General features: G+C 37.3%; 1 protein-coding gene. It reads left to right on the forward strand.

What is annotated here, in order from left to right; all coding sequences use genetic code 11:
- The first annotated feature begins 1 nt into the window (after position 1).
- A complete protein-coding gene (locus E8Q33_RS16360; RefSeq protein WP_247870156.1) occupies positions 2 to 142 on the forward strand; it encodes a hypothetical protein in 141 nt (46 codons plus the stop codon).
- The last annotated feature ends 107 nt before the right edge of the window (positions 143 to 249 follow it).

Below are 249 nucleotides of genomic sequence, written 5' to 3' on the forward strand. Positions count from 1 at the left end.
AATGGTAGTACATCAGCATCAAAATCGACTGTTTTGTCATCATTGCGGCTTGATACAAATATTGCCAAAAAATTGTCCTGAATGTGGCAATACAGAATTGAAAAGTTATGGTGTAGGTACTGAAAAATCGAACAAGCTCTGACGGCGATTTTTAAAGATGTACCCGTTTTACGAATAGATCGTGATAGTACTCAACGGGTTAATTCGTTTGCCAATATGGTTAAACAAATAAATCAAGGCCATGCCGCT

This window comes from Methylophaga sp. SB9B, from assembly GCF_004832235.1.
Lineage (GTDB): Bacteria > Pseudomonadota > Gammaproteobacteria > Nitrosococcales > Methylophagaceae > Methylophaga > Methylophaga muralis.